This window comes from Streptomyces sp. NPDC088725, from assembly GCF_044751305.1.
Classification (GTDB): domain Bacteria; phylum Actinomycetota; class Actinomycetes; order Streptomycetales; family Streptomycetaceae; genus Streptomyces.
On sequence record NZ_JBIVLO010000005.1, the window covers coordinates 56,875 to 72,085 of the forward strand.

17 protein-coding genes are annotated in these 15,211 nt (G+C 70.2%); 3 read left to right on the forward strand and 14 right to left on the reverse strand.

Annotated elements, in window-relative coordinates; genetic code table 11:
- Positions 1-26 precede the first annotated feature (26 nt).
- From ACIP6N_RS13580 to ACIP6N_RS13600, 5 genes are all read right to left on the reverse strand, one after another.
- Entirely contained in the window at positions 27-632 is a 606-nt protein-coding gene (locus ACIP6N_RS13580) for a GTP-binding protein (RefSeq protein ID WP_401815353.1), read from the reverse strand.
- Positions 616-981: a DUF742 domain-containing protein gene (locus tag ACIP6N_RS13585; protein ID WP_401815355.1), complete on the reverse strand. Its 366-nt coding sequence runs from the start codon at positions 979-981 to the stop codon at positions 616-618. The genes ACIP6N_RS13580 and ACIP6N_RS13585 overlap by 17 nt, the downstream gene beginning before the upstream one ends.
- Positions 978-1,403 (reverse strand): roadblock/LC7 domain-containing protein, encoded by a 426-nt coding sequence (locus ACIP6N_RS13590; RefSeq protein WP_401815356.1) that lies wholly within the window; start codon positions 1,401-1,403, stop codon positions 978-980. Before ACIP6N_RS13590 ends, ACIP6N_RS13585 begins: the two co-directional genes overlap by 4 nt.
- Complete coding sequence (locus ACIP6N_RS13595; protein ID WP_401815357.1) at positions 1,390-3,783, reverse strand: nitrate- and nitrite sensing domain-containing protein; 2,394 nt, start codon at positions 3,781-3,783, stop codon at positions 1,390-1,392. Before ACIP6N_RS13595 ends, ACIP6N_RS13590 begins: the two co-directional genes overlap by 14 nt.
- 349 nt (positions 3,784-4,132) lie before the next feature.
- A complete protein-coding gene (locus ACIP6N_RS13600) occupies positions 4,133-5,026 on the reverse strand; it encodes a LysR substrate-binding domain-containing protein (RefSeq protein ID WP_401816163.1) in 894 nt (297 codons plus the stop codon).
- A 149-nt stretch (positions 5,027-5,175) separates the two neighbouring features.
- Between ACIP6N_RS13600 and ACIP6N_RS13605 the strand changes: the two genes are divergently transcribed.
- Positions 5,176-6,186, forward strand: a complete 1,011-nt coding sequence (locus ACIP6N_RS13605) for an aldo/keto reductase (RefSeq protein ID WP_401815359.1) — start codon at positions 5,176-5,178, stop codon at positions 6,184-6,186.
- A 68-nt stretch (positions 6,187-6,254) separates the two neighbouring features.
- Here ACIP6N_RS13605 and ACIP6N_RS13610 read toward each other — a convergent pair whose 3' ends face one another.
- From ACIP6N_RS13610 to ACIP6N_RS13635, 6 genes are all read right to left on the reverse strand, one after another.
- The gene (locus tag ACIP6N_RS13610; RefSeq protein WP_401815361.1) at positions 6,255-7,511 is read right to left on the reverse strand and encodes an RNA polymerase sigma factor; all 1,257 of its coding nucleotides are present in this window, start codon (positions 7,509-7,511) and stop codon (positions 6,255-6,257) included.
- Positions 7,512-7,595: 84 nt separating this feature from the next.
- Complete coding sequence (locus ACIP6N_RS13615) at positions 7,596-7,943, reverse strand: YciI family protein (RefSeq protein WP_401815362.1); 348 nt, start codon at positions 7,941-7,943, stop codon at positions 7,596-7,598.
- Positions 7,944-8,179: 236 nt separating this feature from the next.
- Positions 8,180-10,618, reverse strand: coding sequence for an ATP-binding cassette domain-containing protein (locus ACIP6N_RS13620; RefSeq protein WP_401815364.1), 2,439 nt, complete (start codon positions 10,616-10,618; stop codon positions 8,180-8,182).
- A 170-nt stretch (positions 10,619-10,788) separates the two neighbouring features.
- Complete coding sequence (locus ACIP6N_RS13625; protein WP_401815365.1) at positions 10,789-11,205, reverse strand: VOC family protein; 417 nt, start codon at positions 11,203-11,205, stop codon at positions 10,789-10,791.
- Between the two features lie 10 nt (positions 11,206-11,215).
- Complete coding sequence (locus ACIP6N_RS13630; protein WP_401815367.1) at positions 11,216-11,656, reverse strand: helix-turn-helix domain-containing protein; 441 nt, start codon at positions 11,654-11,656, stop codon at positions 11,216-11,218.
- A gap of 41 nt (positions 11,657-11,697) precedes the next feature.
- The gene (locus ACIP6N_RS13635) at positions 11,698-12,384 is read right to left on the reverse strand and encodes a class I SAM-dependent methyltransferase (protein WP_401815369.1); all 687 of its coding nucleotides are present in this window, start codon (positions 12,382-12,384) and stop codon (positions 11,698-11,700) included.
- A 252-nt stretch (positions 12,385-12,636) separates the two neighbouring features.
- Between ACIP6N_RS13635 and rox the strand changes: the two genes are divergently transcribed.
- A complete protein-coding gene (gene rox, locus ACIP6N_RS13640) occupies positions 12,637-14,073 on the forward strand; it encodes a rifampin monooxygenase (RefSeq protein WP_401815370.1) in 1,437 nt (478 codons plus the stop codon).
- A 72-nt stretch (positions 14,074-14,145) separates the two neighbouring features.
- Here the strand turns inward: rox and ACIP6N_RS13645 are convergent, their stop codons facing one another.
- From ACIP6N_RS13645 to ACIP6N_RS13655, 3 genes are read right to left on the reverse strand one after another with little or no spacing between them, the layout of a single operon-like run.
- Entirely contained in the window at positions 14,146-14,376 is a 231-nt protein-coding gene (locus ACIP6N_RS13645; RefSeq protein WP_401815371.1) for a hypothetical protein, read from the reverse strand.
- Positions 14,370-14,768 carry an ATP-binding protein gene (locus tag ACIP6N_RS13650; RefSeq protein WP_401815372.1) on the reverse strand — a complete coding sequence of 133 codons (399 nt, stop codon included), beginning with the start codon at positions 14,766-14,768 and terminating at the stop codon, positions 14,370-14,372. Before ACIP6N_RS13650 ends, ACIP6N_RS13645 begins: the two co-directional genes overlap by 7 nt.
- Before the next feature lie 8 nt (positions 14,769-14,776).
- Positions 14,777-15,037: a hypothetical protein gene (locus ACIP6N_RS13655; RefSeq protein ID WP_401815374.1), complete on the reverse strand. Its 261-nt coding sequence runs from the start codon at positions 15,035-15,037 to the stop codon at positions 14,777-14,779.
- Between ACIP6N_RS13655 and ACIP6N_RS13660 the strand changes: the two genes are divergently transcribed.
- Positions 15,017-15,199: a hypothetical protein gene (locus tag ACIP6N_RS13660; RefSeq protein ID WP_401815375.1), complete on the forward strand. Its 183-nt coding sequence runs from the start codon at positions 15,017-15,019 to the stop codon at positions 15,197-15,199. The two genes, ACIP6N_RS13655 and ACIP6N_RS13660, sit on opposite strands and share 21 nt — an antisense overlap.
- The last annotated feature ends 12 nt before the right edge of the window (positions 15,200-15,211 follow it).

Below are 15,211 nucleotides of genomic sequence, written 5' to 3' on the forward strand. Positions count from 1 at the left end.
ACTTGCCTGCGCGGTGGTCGAGAGTTTCAGTCGGTGGTGATGTGCGCCCGCTCGATGAGGTGATCCAGCAGGGCGAGGAGGACGGCGCGGCTGTCCGTCCGCTTGCGGGCGTCGAACATCAGCACCGGCGTGGTGCGCGTGTCGATCTGCAGGGCGCCGGCGATCTCGTCGGCGGTGTAGGCCTGTTCACCGTCGAAGCAGTTCACGGCGATGATGTACGGCAGGTCGTACTTGTCGAAGAAGTCGACGGCCGCGAAGCTGCGTTCCAGGCGCCGGGTGTCGACGAGGACGACGGCTCCGGCCGAACCTCGCAGCAGGTCCTTCCACATGAACCAGAACCGCTCCTGCCCCGGCGTGCCGAAGAGCAGCAGTACGGCGTCGTCCAGCGTGATGCGGCCGAAGTCCATCGCCACGGTGGTCGCGGTCTTGGCCGGCGTACCGGCCAGATCGTCCACGCCTATGCCCGCCGTGGTCAGGCGTTCTTCCGTGCGCAGCGGAGGGATTTCGCTGACGGTGCCGACGAGGGTGGTCTTGCCGACACCGAACCCGCCGGCGACGAGGATCTTCAGAGTGGCGGGCGCGGTGGCGGGCGCGGTGGCGCCGGTCGTGTCCGCCTCAGAGCTTGTTCGCAAGGCCGTTCCTGACTCTACGGAGGAATGCGACATCCGGCGCCCGGTTCACGGGCGCGTGGTGGGTGACCAGGCCGCGCGCGCGGAGTTCGGCGAGCATCACCGTGGTCGGCGTGAGTCTCATCCGCATGCGGGCCGCGATCTCGGCGACGGCGATGCCCGTACCGGCGCACCACCGCATCACGGTCTGCCACTCCTCGGGGATGTTCTCCGCGGCCCCGATCTCGACGGCCGTGCGGATCAGCGACTCCATGGTGATCCGCTCGGAGGGGTCCTGGCCGCCCCGCACCTCCGCCTGGGCGGAGGTCAGGGCGAAGGTGCGCGTCCTGCGCGGGCGCTGGGGACCGGTCACTGGAGACGGGCAGCGGTGCCCATCTGCCGGCCGAACGCCTGGGCGACGCGAACGGTCTCGCGGATCGCGGCGCTGATGGAGCCATCGGGTTTGACGTAGGCGACGAGGCTGCTGCCCTCTCCGCACGCCGTGATGATCAGATGCGCGTGTTCCATGGTCACGTTGGTGTGCAGCACCTCGCCGCCCCTGACGGGCTGTGACACGCCCCTGCCGAGGCTGGCCAGTCCTGAACAGGCGGCGGCGACGGTCTGGACAGCACCGTCGTCCAGACCGTAACCGCACTTCGCGAGGCCGTCGTTGGAGAGCAGCACGAGGGCGAACACGTCCGGCACATCGGCGAAATTGTCGCGGAGGTTGTCGTACGTCTTCGCGTCGCCGTCGTTCTCGGCCTTGATGACGTTGGGCAGCTCACTGAGGCTCATCGTGGTTCTCCGGGGTGAGGGTTCTGATCTCGTCCAGTGCGCTGAAGGCGTCCTGGATCTCGTCCAGCGTGCGGGTGTCGACCGCGTGCCGGCGCTGGGTGGTCGACGGAGGTTCGTCGTCGTCGCGCAGCTGTTCCACCAGGTGGGTGCCGGGCAGGCGCTGGGGCAGCCCCGCGGGTGCGGCGGTGCGGAACCGGGGCGCTGCCGCCTGTGCGGGCAGGCCGGTCGACGGTTGTGCGGGGGCGGGTGCCGGTGCTTCTCCGCCTGCCGGCGGGCTCGCGGGTGTGCGCGCGTCGGCCGGGTTCTTCCGGTCCGCCGACCGGCCCGGGTCCCGCTTCACCAGTCCGCTGTGGGTGGTCTCCGGCGGCGCCGGCTCACCGGACGGCTGCGGCTCCTGGGGAGCCGACTGCTCGCGTGGCTGCGGCCGTTCGGTCAGCAGCTCGTTGGGTACGAGGACCGTGGCCAGCACGCCCCGGTACGCCGATTCGCGCAGCGTCACGGTGACGCCCAGCCGTTTCGCCAGCTGTCCGACCACGAACAGCCCCAGCTGATGAGACGCCTTGGCGAGCGTCCCGTACAACGGCACTTCTTCCAGGCGGGCGTTCAGCTCCGCGATCTGCTCGGCCGCGAGCGGATGCCCCCGGTCCTCCACCTCGATGGCCACTCCGGCCGCCGCCTGGATGGAGCGGACGGTGATCTCGAACTCCTTGGGCGAGAAGGTCGCCGCGTTGTCGATCAACTCGGAGAGCAGATGGGTCAGTTCGCCGGCCGCGTGCGGCTGGATCCAGGCCTCGGCGCGGAAGTCCTTGACGACGCGCTTGAAGGCGGAGGACTCGCCGGCGGAGTCCATGAGGAGGTTCGCGACATGGACGGGCCGGTCGTGCGGGTGGTCGAGTTCACTGCCCGAGAGCAGCAGCAGATTCTCGATCAACCTCCTTACGCGCACGCTCTGGTGGTCCAGCTCGTACAGCTTCCCCAGCAGCTCGGGATCGTCGCCGTAGCGCTCCTGAAGCTCGTCGAGCAGGGTGAGCATCCGCCTGCCGACGATGACGACCGCGCGGGTGCTCACGCCCGCCGTGAACTGCTCGAAGCCGCGCCGTTCGTCGTAGACCGTCAGCGCCGCCTCGGCCGCCTGCCGCGCCAGCAGGGCGATGGCGTTGCTGATCTGGTCGAACTCGTCGTACGCGGTCTCCTGCGGCGGCGGGAGAACGGAGAGGTCGGTGCTCCTGCCGTGCTGCAGGTCCCGCACGATCTGCGGGAGCTGGTCCTCGGCGACGGTCAGTGCCCCGGCGCGCACCTCGCCGGTGCGGCGCAGGACCGTGACGATGAGTCCGATGAGCAGCAGGCCGATCGCGAACACGGCCGCGCCGCTGCCGCCCACCTTCCAGTAGACCGCGTTGCGGATCTGGGCCGAGCGGTCGTAGCCGTGCTCGACGAGGCCCTGTGTCCTGGCGAGGTTGAGCGCGGCGATCTCGCCGGTGATCTGCTGGTAGGCGGGGTCCCACTCGTCCAGATGCGCGGGCGGCTCGCTGAGCGAACCGGCGCTGTTGGACGTGGGTGCGGCGATGATGGCCTGTTCGAGGCGTTCCTTGGTCCTCCAGGCGTCGCTGCCGACGATGCGGTCGTACATCGCACGCTCCCCGGCGCGGAGGTCCGGGGCGACCCACCGCTGGTACATCACGCGCTGCGTGCCGTACGCCTCGGCGAACATGGTGCGGTGCGCCGTGCTCATCATGCCGGACGCGCGGGTCGCGGCGACGAGCATGTCCTCCTGGGACAGCCCTTCGGACGCCCAGAAGAGAGCGACGAGCGACCTGGTCTCCACCGCGAGATCACGGTCGTCCATGGCCGACAGCTCCTGGTAGAACTCGATCATCTTGCCCAGGAGATCGGTGTAGTAGCCGATGGACCGGTCGGGGTTTCCCGTACGGTCGTCGACCTCGCCCCGGATCGCTTCGAGCGCGCTCAGATGGTCGTAGACCCGTTCCACGTATTCCCATTTGCGCCGGTGGTCGACCTCAAGTGTCGAGCCCGACAGGCGCCGGAAGGCCGTGGCGCTCGCGTCGGTCGCCGTACGCTGCTTGTCCAGGGCCTCCTTCGCGGCGGCGGTCGGACGGGCCAGATACACGGCGCTCAGACGCCGTTCGGCCTGTGCGGCGGAGAAGAGCGGCAGAGACGCCTCGCCGCCCAGTTCGCCGGTGGCCGAATCGTTGCGGAGGTTGGTCTGTTGCTGCCAGTCAGAGGAGGAGTCGAAGGCGACCAGGACGAGCAGCGCGGTAATGGCGATCACCGCGGCCGCTATCAGCCGGAACCGTACGCTCAGGTGCCGGATCCGCGTTCTGCGCGCGCGGCGTTCGCTTGTCGCTGTCGTCGTGGTCATGGGTCCCTTGGACGGTGGTCGGGTCGTACGTCGTACGGGAGCACGCGCGCAAGGTGCCCGGAGACCGACTCGCGCGCCAACTTGTCCAGTGAGCCGTGCGGTTGCTGTCCTCGGCGTCTCCGGGCATGCCGGTACGGCCGCGTACGGACATGGCGGAGCGTCACATACGATCCCCACGGCGGGTGTTCAGCCCCATACGTTACGCAGAGATCCATCAACAGCCCAACCCCGTTGCGGGTGTTCACATGCCATCTTCCCGTTTCCTGAGCACGCGGACCCCGGAGCGCGCGCCCGGCCGCGACGGCGCCCGCGGGAGCGGATCCGTGCGGGCTCGCGGAGAACGGCCCGGTCACCCGCCGCTGTTCAGGACCGCCTCGCGGAACGCGGCGACCAGGGGCCGCAGGTCGATGCGGTGCCACGCGGCCCACAGCTGAACTGACGCTGTGTACCAGGGCAGTTCGCGGACGACGACCCCTTCCGGCGCGCCGCGCAACAGGCTCTTCTGGATCAGCGCGGCGCCCAGGCCCGAGGCGACCAGCCCCAGCGCCGTCAGCGGCTCGGCGGCCTCCATCGTTACGTTCGGCCTGAATCCGGCCTCGACGCACGAAGCGATGAAACGGTCGCGCCACCCGGGCGCCGGGGTGTTCTTGACCGCGATCCACGGCTGTTCGCCGAGGTCGGAGGGGATCAGCCGGTCCCGTCGCGTCAGAGGGTGGTCCGCGGGCAGGGCGAGCAGCAGCGGATCTTCCAGCAGAAGGGCTCCGGTGAGGTCCGCGTCGTCAGGACCGGGCGGCTCGCTCGCGAGGGCGATGTCCAGGCTGCGCTGCCTGAGTCCTTCGAACTGCTCGGCCGGCCGGAGGCTGTAGAGGGCGACATGGACGTCCGGCCTGTCGTTGTGCAGCAGCCGGAGCGCCTGCGGGAGCAGCCCCGTGTGCATGGCGTCCGTCACGTACCCGACGCACAGCCCTCCCTCCTCGCCACGGCCGAGTCTGCGCCCCAGATTCTCCAGCCGGTCGGCATGCCGCAGCAGTGCGCGCGCCTCGGCGAGGAAGACCCTTCCGTCGGAGGTGAGGCGCAGGCGCTGCTGGGTGCGTTCGAACATGGTCAGGCCCAGGTGTTTCTCCAGCTGGGCGATCTGGCGGCTGAGCGGGGACTGGGAGATGTGCAGCTGCTCGGCGGCGCGGCCGACGTGTTCGCTCTCGGCGACGGCCACGAAGTAGCGGAGCTGACGTAGATCCACGATGTAAGACCTCTGAGGACTCAACTATGACTGAGTGAGTCTTGGACAGACTCAACAAGCCGAGCCTAGCCTCGAAGGCGCAGGCGGCGCGGACCCGTACTCCACCGGTCGGACGCCGCCCCCGTACACATTCCCCACCATGAAGGAACACCGTGACCCTCGCACCACTGCTCCCCGGCCCCCTGGGCTTCGGCACCGCCCCGCTCGGCAACATGTTCCGCGCGATCCCGGGCGACGAGGCCGCGGCCACGGTCGAGGCCGCCTGGGACCAGGGCATCCGCTACTTCGACACCGCGCCCTTCTACGGGGCGGGGCTGGCCGAGATCAGGCTCGGCGACGTACTGGCGCACCACCCGCGAGACGAGTACGTCCTGAGCACCAAGGTCGGCCGCGTGATCCTGGACGAGTCCGAGGACCCGGCCGTCCGTGATCTGGGCGAGAAGGGCGGCCTGTTCGAGCACGGACGGCCCAACAAGATGATCAACGACTACACGGCGGACGCCACCCTGCGCTCCGTCGAGGACAGTCTCGCGCGCCTGAAGACCGACCGTCTCGACATCGTGTGGGTGCACGACATCGCGCAGGACTTCTACGGTGACGAATGGCTCGCGGTCTACGAGAGCGCCCGCACCGGGGCCTTCCGTACGCTGACCCGGCTGCGTGAGGAAGGCGTCATCAAGGCGTGGGGCGTGGGAGTCAACCGCGTCGAAGCCCTGGAACTCACCCTGGACCTGGAAGAGCCGCGGCCCGACGCCTTCCTGCTGGCCGGCCGTTACACCCTCCTCGACCACGAACGCGCACTTCAGCGCCTGCTGCCGGCGGCCGCCGAACAGGACGTCGACATCGTGATCGGCGGCCCCTACAGCTCGGGCGTCCTGGCCGGCGGACAGCACTTCGAGTACCAGAAGGCGTCGCCGGAGATCATCGCCAGGGTCGAGCGGATCAAGGATCTCGCGCGGCGGCACGGCACGGCCATCAAGGCGGCGGCGCTGCAGTTCTCCCTGGCGCACCCGGCGACCGCCGCCGTGATCCCCGGCGCGACCAGGCCCAGCCGTATCGCCGAGGATGTCGCGGCACTGGACGAGAAGATCCCCGCAGCGTTCTGGTCGGCGCTGCGCGAGGAGGGGCTGATCGCGCCGGACGCGCCGGTACCGGCGGGCTGATCAGCACTGCGTTCAGCCGTGGCCGGCCGGGAGCGCGCGGTCAGGACCGGCCGGCCAGGAGTGCGCGGTCAGGAGCCGGACGCGGCGGAGCGCGCGGCCCGTCCCAGGAGCAGGTCCCGCTCGCGCTCGTTGCGGGTCAGGGACGCGGCCCGTGTGAACTCGGCGCGCGCCTCCTCCGTACGACCCAGGCGTTCCAGCAGGTCTCCGCGGACGCTCGGCAGCAAGTGGTAGCCGGCCAGGGCCGGTTCGTGCGCCAGCGCGTCGTCCAGCAGACCGAGACCGGCTGCCGGGCCCTGCGCCATGGAGACGGCGACCGCGCGGTTCAGCTCCACCACCGGTGACGGGATGAGCGTCATCAGCCGGTCGTACAGCGCGGCGATCGTCGCCCAGTCCGTGTCCTCGTAGCGGACCGCCTGCGCGTGGCACGCGGCGATGGCGGCCTGGACGGCGTACGGGCCGCGGCCCGCGCGGTGCAGGGACTCGATGCCGCGGTGGATGAGCATGCGGTTCCACCGGGAGCGGTCCTGGTCGGCGAGCAGCACCGGCTCGCCGTCGGGGCCCGTGCGTGTCCCGATCCGGGAGGCCTGGATCTCCAGGAGGGCCGTCAGGCCGTGCACTTCGGGCTCCCCGGGCATCAGCCCCGCCAGGACACGGGCCAGCCGGAGCGCGTCCTCGCACAGGGCCGGGCGTACGAGATCGTTGCCGGCCGTCGCGGAGTACCCCTCGTTGAAGATCAGGTAGATGACCTCGAGCACCGACGAGAGCCGGGCGGTGCGGTCGTCGCCGTACGGCACCTCGAAGGGGACCCCGGCCTTGGCGAGGGCCCGCTTCGCGCGGACGACGCGCTGGGCGACCGCCGGCTCCGAGGTGAGGAACGCGCGCGCGATCTCCCCGGTCGTCAGGCCGCCGAGCAGCCGCAGGGTGAGCGCGATCCGGGCCTGCGCCGACAGCACGGGATGGCACGCGGTGAAGATCAGCCGCAGCAGATCGTCGTCGATGTCGTCGCCGCTCACGGCGGTGGCCTCCGGGCCGGGCGGCGGCACGTCCTCCAGCGCCCGGCCGACCTCCGCCATCTTCCGCGCGTACGTCTCCTTGCGCCGTACGAGATCGATGGCGCGGCGCCTCGCGACGGCCATGAGCCAGGCGCCCGGCCTGTCCGGGACACCCGACTCCGGCCACTGTTCCAGCGCGGCGACCAGTGCGTCCTGCGCCAGCTCCTCGGCGATGCCGACATCCCGCACGATGCGGGCGACTCCCGCGATGATCCGCGCGGACTCGATCCTGAAGACCGCTTCGACCGTTTCGGTCGCGCTTGCTGCCGTCACGTCCACCCATCAGAACAGCAGCGGGGTGACGGAGCAAACGCGACGGCAGCGGGGTGCGGCCGGGGTGAAGGAGCGGCCGCCCGATCAGCCCTCGGCGATCTCGCGCACCTCGGCGGTGACGCCCATCTCGTGGACCTCAAGGAACCGCCTGGTCCACTCCAGGGCCTCCGCCTTGTCCTTCGCCTGGAGGATGGCGTACCCGCCGATGACCTCCTTGGTCTCCGTGAAGGGCCCGTCGGTGTACCCGGCCTTCCCACCGGACCAGGTGACCCGGGTGCCCTCGGAGGTCGGCGTGAGCGCGGCCGTGTCCAGCATGACCCCGGCCTTGGTGATCTCCTCGAACAGCGCGCCCATCCGCTGCGCGGTCTCGGGGCTGGGCCCGCTGGGCACGGTCTGCTCGTCCATACGGATCAGTGTCAGATAACGCGGCATGGTGACTCCTCGGTGCGGGAGGGCGGGGCCTTTCCGCCGCCTCTCACCTGTGCGTCGAACGAGGGACACCCGAATCGACAGCGCTCCTGGAATTCTTCTGACTTTTCTCCGGCACGGCCACCGCAGAGGAGCACACGGTCCTGCCCCGGGGCAGGGATCGCCTGAGAACGCCCGTGCGCCTGCTCCGTACGGGTCCGCACGGGGACCTCCGGCAGATACCTCCGCGCGGCCGTCCGTCAGGCGCCGACGTATGCCGCCAGGTGCTCGCCCGTGAGCGTGGAGCGGGCCGCGACGAGGTCCGCCGGGGTGCCTTCGAAGACGATGGTGCCGCCGTCGTGGCCCGCGCCGGGGCCGAGGTCGATGATCCAGTCGGCGTGGGCCATGACCGCCTGGTGGTGTTCCACGACGATGACGGACTTGCCGGAGTCGACGAGCCGGTCCAGCAGGCCGAGCAGTTGCTCGACGTCGGCGAGGTGGAGGCCGGCGGTCGGCTCGTCCAGGACGTAGACGCCGCCCTTCTCGCCCATGTGGGTGGCCAGCTTGAGCCGCTGCCGCTCGCCGCCGGACAGGGTGGTGAGCGGCTGGCCGAGGCGGAGGTAGCCGAGGCCGACGTCGGCCAGGCGGCCGAGGATGGTGTGCGCGGCCGGGGTGCGCGCCTCACCGGCGGCGAAGAACTCCGCGGCCTCCGTCACCGGCATCGCCAGCACCTCGCTGATGTCACGGCCGCCGAGGTGGTACTCCAGCACCGACGCCTGGAACCCCTTCCCGTCGCACTCCTCGCACGTGGTGGCGACGCCGGCCATCATCGCCAGGTCGGTGTAGACGACACCGGCGCCGTTGCAGTTGGGGCAGGCGCCCTCGGAGTTGGCGCTGAACAGCGCAGGTTTCACGCCGTTGGCCTTGGCGAACGCCTTGCGGATCGGGTCGAGCAGTCCGGTGTACGTCGCCGGGTTGCTCCGCCGCGAGCCGCGGATCGCGCCCTGGCCGATGGACACCACGTCCGCACCGGCCGGGATCGACCCGTGCACGAGCGAACTCTTGCCCGAACCCGCGACGCCGGTGACGACGGCGAGCACCCCGAGCGGGATGTCGACGTCGACAGCGCGCAGGTTGTGCGTGCTCGCGCCGCGGATCTCCAGCGTGCCGGTCGCCGTACGTACCTTCTTCTTGAGCGCGGACCGGTCGTCGAAATGGCGGCCGGTGAGCGTGCCGCTGCCGCGCAGCGCGTCGACGGTGCCCTCGAAGCAGACCGTGCCGCCCGCCGTACCGGCGCCGGGACCGAGGTCCACGACGTGATCGGCGATCGCGATCGTCTCCGGCTTGTGCTCCACGACCAGCACCGTGTTGCCCTTGTCGCGCAGCCGCAGCAGCAGACCGTTCATCCGCTGGATGTCGTGCGGGTGGAGGCCGACGGTCGGCTCGTCGAAGACGTACGTGACATCGGTGAGCGACGAGCCGAGGTGGCGGACCATCTTGACGCGCTGCGCCTCGCCGCCCGACAGCGTGCCCGAAGGACGGTCGAGCGAGAGGTAGCCGAGGCCGATCTCGACGAACGAGTCGAGGGTCTCGCCGAGCGCCGTCAGCAGCGGCGCGACCGACGGTTCCTTGAGGCCGCTCACCCAGGCGTGCAGGTCGCTGATCTGCATCGCGCACGCGTCGGCGATGCTGATCTTCTTGATCTTCGAGGACCGGACGGCCTCGCTGAGCCGGGTTCCGCCGCAGTCGGGACACGCGGTGAAGGTGACCGCGCGGTCGACGAACTCCCGGATGTGGGGCTGCAGCGCCGCCCTGTCCTTGGAGAGGAACGACTTCTGGACCTTCGGGATCAGGCCCTCGTACGTCATGTTGACGCCGTTGACCTTCATCTTGGTCAGCTCGTGATGGAGGAAGTCGTGCAGCTCGGTCTCGGTGTAGTCGCGGATCGGCTTGTCCGGGTCGAGGAAGCCGGACTCGATGAACGGCCGTACGGTCCACCAGCCGTCGACCTTGTAACCGGGGATGGTGATCGCGCCCTCGGCGAGCGACTTGGAGTCGTCGTAGAGCTGGGTGAGGTCGATGTCGGAGACCGTGCCCCGGCCCTCGCAGCGCACGCACATGCCGCCGGTGCGCGTGAAGGTCCGCTTCACGGTCTTCCCGGCGCCGCGTTCGATCGTGATCGCGCCGCTCGCGCGGACGGAGGCGACGTTGAAGGAGTACGCGTTGGGCGGGCCGATGTGCGGCTTCCCGAGCCGGCTGAAGAGGATGCGCAGCATCGCGTTGGCGTCGGTGGCGGTGCCGACCGTGGAACGGGTGTCGGCCCCCATCCGCTGCTGATCGACGATGATCGCGGTCGTCAGCCCGTCGAGTACGTCGACCTCGGGCCGCGCCGCCGCCGGCATGAAGCCCTGCGCGAAGGCGCTGTACGTCTCGTTGATCAGCCGCTGCGACTCGGCCGCGATCGTGCCGAACACCAGCGAGCTCTTGCCCGAGCCGGAGACGCCGGTGAACACCGTCAGCCGGCGCTTCGGTATCTCGACGCTGACGTCCTTGAGGTTGTTCACGCGCGCGCCGTGCACGCGGATCAGGTCGTGGACGTCGGCGGCGTGGGCCGCGGGCGACTGGACGGACGCGGGCGGCGGTACGGACGCGGGCGACGGTACGGACGCGGGTGACTGCGGGCCCTTCCTCGTGGCCATGCTGATCGGGTCTCCAGGTGTGAGGCGGGGCGTGTGCGGGGCTGGGCGTGAGGGGCTGGGCGCCGAAGGGCCGGGCGTGTGCGGCTGGGCGCCGAGCAGCGCGTGTGCTTCCCATTGTCGGCGCGGACGCGCATCCCCACGGACGCGCGCCGGCGCGGTCGAGCGGGTGCTTACCGCTTGATGGGCTGCGTGAAGCGGAGCATGTTGCCGCCCGGGTCGCGGAAGGCGCAGTCGCGGACGCCGTACGGCTGGTCCATCGGCTCCTGCAGCACCTCGCCGCCGGCGGCCCGGATGTGTTCGAAGGTGGCGTCGCAGTCGTCGGTGGAGAAGTTCACGCCCCGCAGCATGCCCTTGGCCAGCAGTTCCGCCATCGCCTGCTTGTCGGCCGGCGAGGCGTTGGGGTTGGCGAGCGGCGGTTCGAGGACGATCTCCACGCCGGGCTGTGCGGGTGAACCGACGGTCACCCAGCGCATCCCCTCGAACGAGACGTCGTTACGGATCTCCAGACCGAGGGCGTCGCAGTAGAAGGCGAGAGCCTTGTCGTGGTCGTCGACGGCGATGAAGCACTGTGCGAGCTTGATGTTCATGTCTTCGAAGCTACGAGGCGGCGGCTGATTCCGCTTCTCCGATCCTGACCGGTTCCTCGATCATCCTGACCGGACGGGTGAGGATCTTGGCGACGCACGGCGGGATCGCGGCGCCGGCCTCGTGGCGGCGGGCCCGGTAGACGCTGGGGCTCTCGCCGACCAGCTCGGTGAAGCGCGAGCTGAACGACCCCAGTGACGTACATCCGACCGCGAAGCAGACCTCCGTCACGCTCATGTCGCCCCGCCGCAGCAGCGCCTTGGCGCGCTCGACCCGGCGGGTCATGAGGTAGCGGTACGGAGTCTCACCGAAGGCGGCGCGGAAGCTGCGCGAGAAGTGCCCCGGCGACATGAGGGCGACGCGCGCCAGCGCGGGAACGTCCAGCGGACGCGCGTAGTCGCGGTCCATCGTGTCCCGCGCGCGGCGCAGCCGTACGAGGTCCTCCAGGGTCATGCTCCCCAGCATCGCACGGAGGCGCGGGCCCGCCGCCGCGATCAAGATCCATCGGTTTTGCGGGCGAGGAAGAAGGCCTGCCGACCCTGCCGTGGTTTCTCGCTCGCATCGGGTTCGCGGACCATCCGGGCGTCCACGACGAGGCCGGCCCGACCCATGAGGTCGGCGATCTGGTCGGGAGGCATCCAGTAGACGTCGAGCGACAGGTCGTGGCCGTACCCGTGGACCAGGTGCCGGCGTTGGGCCCCGGCCTTGAACGCCAGGAGCATCCGGCCGCCGGGGGCGAGCACCCGGTGGCACTCCGCGAACACGGCCGGCAGCAGCTCCGGCGGGGTGTGGACGGTGGAGTACCACGCGACGACGCCGCCGAGGGAGCCGTCCGCCAGGTCCAGACCGGTCATCGATCCCTCGTCGAACCGAAGGCCCGGGTACGTCCGGCGGGCGACCGCGACCATCTCGGGCGACAGATCGACGCCGAACGCGTCCACGCCGAGAGCGCGGAGGTGAGCGGTGACGCGGCCGGGTCCGCAGCCGAGATCGGCGACCGGCCCGGTGCCCGGTGTCCGCACGGATTCGGCGAACGCGGCGAGCATGGCGCGGTCCAGCGGTTTGGCGCTCAGTTCGTCGCGGAGGAGCGCCTCGTAGGCGACGGCGACGGTGTCGTAGGCCGTCCGCGTGGCACGCAGGTAGCTCGCTTCGGTGGTCGCCTCGTCGGCCGCTTCGGTCATGGCGGAAGACGGTAGCCGCCACAGGGTCCCGGTGCCTCGTGAAAAAGGAAAGGAGGACTGTCCACTCCCTTCCGTATTCAACGTATAGCGCGCTGGGGGGCTTGCGGCAAGGCCCCGGTCGTGCCGCAGAATCACCGACCGAAGGCCGGAAACCGAGGGTTCGTAGATTGTGTGCGGTTTTGGCATCGTATGGGCCGCGCGGGAACGTCAAACCGGCCGGCCGGAATTCATTTTCGTTCCCTGGGGGTTTTCGTGATGGACGTGATCGTGGTCGGCGGCGGACCGACCGGCTTGATGCTGGCCGGTGAATTGCGCCTGCACGGCGTGCACGTGGTCGTGCTGGAGAAGCTGACCGAGCCGACAAAGCAGTCCCGAGGGCGCGGCCTGCACGCGCGCAGCGTCGAGCTGATGGACCAGCGCGGCCTGCTGGAACGGTTCCTCGCGGTCAGCGAGAAGTTCCAGGTCGGCGGTTTCTTCGGCGGTATCCACAAGCAGTGGCCGGAACGGCTGGACACGGCGCATCCGTACGGTATCGCCGCCTCGCAGCAGGTCACCGAGCGGCTGCTCACCGAGCGCGCACTCGAACTCGGCGCCGAGATCCGGCGCGGCCGCGAAGTGGTCGGGCTGAGCCAGGAGGACGACGGGGTGACCGTCGAGCTGACGGACGGCACGCGGCTGCGTTCGCGTTACGTCGTCGGCTGCGACGGCGGCCGCAGCGCGGTGCGCAAGCTGCTCGGCGTCGGCTTTCCCGGTGAACCGGCCAAGGTCGAGACGCTGTTGGGCGACATGGAGCTGACCGAGGACCCGGCAGCGGTCGCCGCCGTCGTGGAGGAGGTCCGCAAGACCCAACTGCGGTTCGGTGCCATTCCCGACGTGGACGGGAACAAGGGGGTGTACCGCATCGTCACGCCCGCCGAAGGCGTGGCCGAGGACCGTACGACTCCGCCAACTCTGGAGGAGTTCAAGCACGGGCTGCGGGCCGCCGCGGGCACCGACTTCGGCGCGCACTCGCCGCGCTGGCTCTCCCGGTTCGGCGACGCCACCCGGCAGGCCGAGCGCTACCGGTTCGGCCGGGTGCTGCTGGCCGGCGACGCGGCGCACATCCACCCGCCGACCGGCGGGCAGGGTCTCAACCTCGGCGTGCAGGACGCGTTCAACCTCGGCTGGAAGCTGGCCGCCGAGGTCAACGGCTGGGCACCGGCAGGGCTGTTGGACAGCTACCACGCCGAGCGGCACCCGGTGGGCGCGGACGTACTGAACAACACCCGTGCGCAGATGACCCTGTTGGGCACCGACCCGGGCGCGACCGCGCTGCGGGGGCTGTTCTCGAAGCTGATGGACTTCGAGGAGGTGAACCGCTACGTGACCGGCTTGATCACCGCGGTCGGCGTCAACTACGACTTCGGCGAGGGCCACGAACTGCTCGGCCGGCGCATGCGGGACATGAACCTGAAGCAGGGCCGCCTCTACGCACTGATGCACGACGGTCGCGGCCTGCTGCTCGACCGGACCGGCCGCCTGTCCGTGGCGGGCTGGGCGGACCGCGTCGACCATGTAGCCGACGTAGCCGAGGAGTTGGACGTACCCGCGGTGCTGCTGAGACCGGACGGCCACGTGGCGTGGGCCGGCGACGACCAGGCGGCCCTGCTCGACCACCTGCCGAAGTGGTTCGGCGCGGCCGCCAATTGAGTTAGTGGGCAGTGATCAGGCCGTCCCCGCGCCGTAAGGGACGGAGAGAGCGAGGACGGCCGACTGAGGGCATCAGCGATGAGCCCTGCCGATTCGCCGGCGGAGGCGGTCTTCGCTGATGCTGTCGATCTCGCGCCAGGCGGCGTCGGTGACCTCTTCGGTCGGGAGCGGTCCGACCTCGGCGCCGGTGTGGAAGAGGTACCGGAAGTCGATATGCCAGTGCTCGGGGTCGCCCTTGGTGTCGTTCGCGGGGACGGGGTGAATGCCGATGTGCAGGCGGCTGTCGCTCGTGAGGGTCAGCACGGCGCCTGCCCGGCCTTGAAGCGGGACCAGACGACCTTGCCGAGCGGCAGGCGCTCCTCGACCCCCCAGCCGTCGGAGAACTCCTCGACGATCAGCAGGCCGCGGCCTGACGGGTCACTGGCGCAGGGATGCCGGACTTCGGGGCAACTGCTGCGGCTGTCGTGCACTTCCAGGCGTACGAAGTCCTCATCGGCTTCGAGCTTGACCAGGAAGCCATGGCCGGGGGCGGAGCCGTGGACGACCGCGTTGGATGCCAGCTCCGAGACGCAGAGGCGGATGTCCTCGGCGTGGGCCGACAGCCCCCAGGAGTACAGAGTGGTCAAGGCGAAGTCGCGGGCTTGGCCGACCGATTCGGGCTTCGCGGTGAAGAACTGCTGCACAGGGTCTGGCACGGTGAGCCTCATGTCTCGGCGTTCGGGGCCGGGGCGTGTCCCGGCGTTTCGCGGCGGACGGGTCCGCCGGCAGGGCTGGAGTGGCCGTGCCTGGAGCGGGCACGGCGCGTGCCGCGGACCAGCAGCAGACGGGCCCCGGCCGTCTCGATCCGCTTCTCCCGCTCGGCCTCTATCGCCTTGCGCCCAAGGTGGGAGGCGGCGGGCAGCACGACGCCGTAGGTGTCGGGCAGCGCGAGCACGTGCAACGCGTGCGACTGGACACCGCTCACGGTCACATCCTGCTCTCCGACCGGGACACCCGCGATGATGGCCTGGTCGTCCTCGACCGGACCGCGAAGGTGGCCGCGCAGTTCGGACTCGTGCACCAACTGCGCAGTATCGAGGGCATCAAGGCCATGAGCGAGGGGCCGGCCGAGCCCCGGCGACGGTGATCAGGGAGAGAC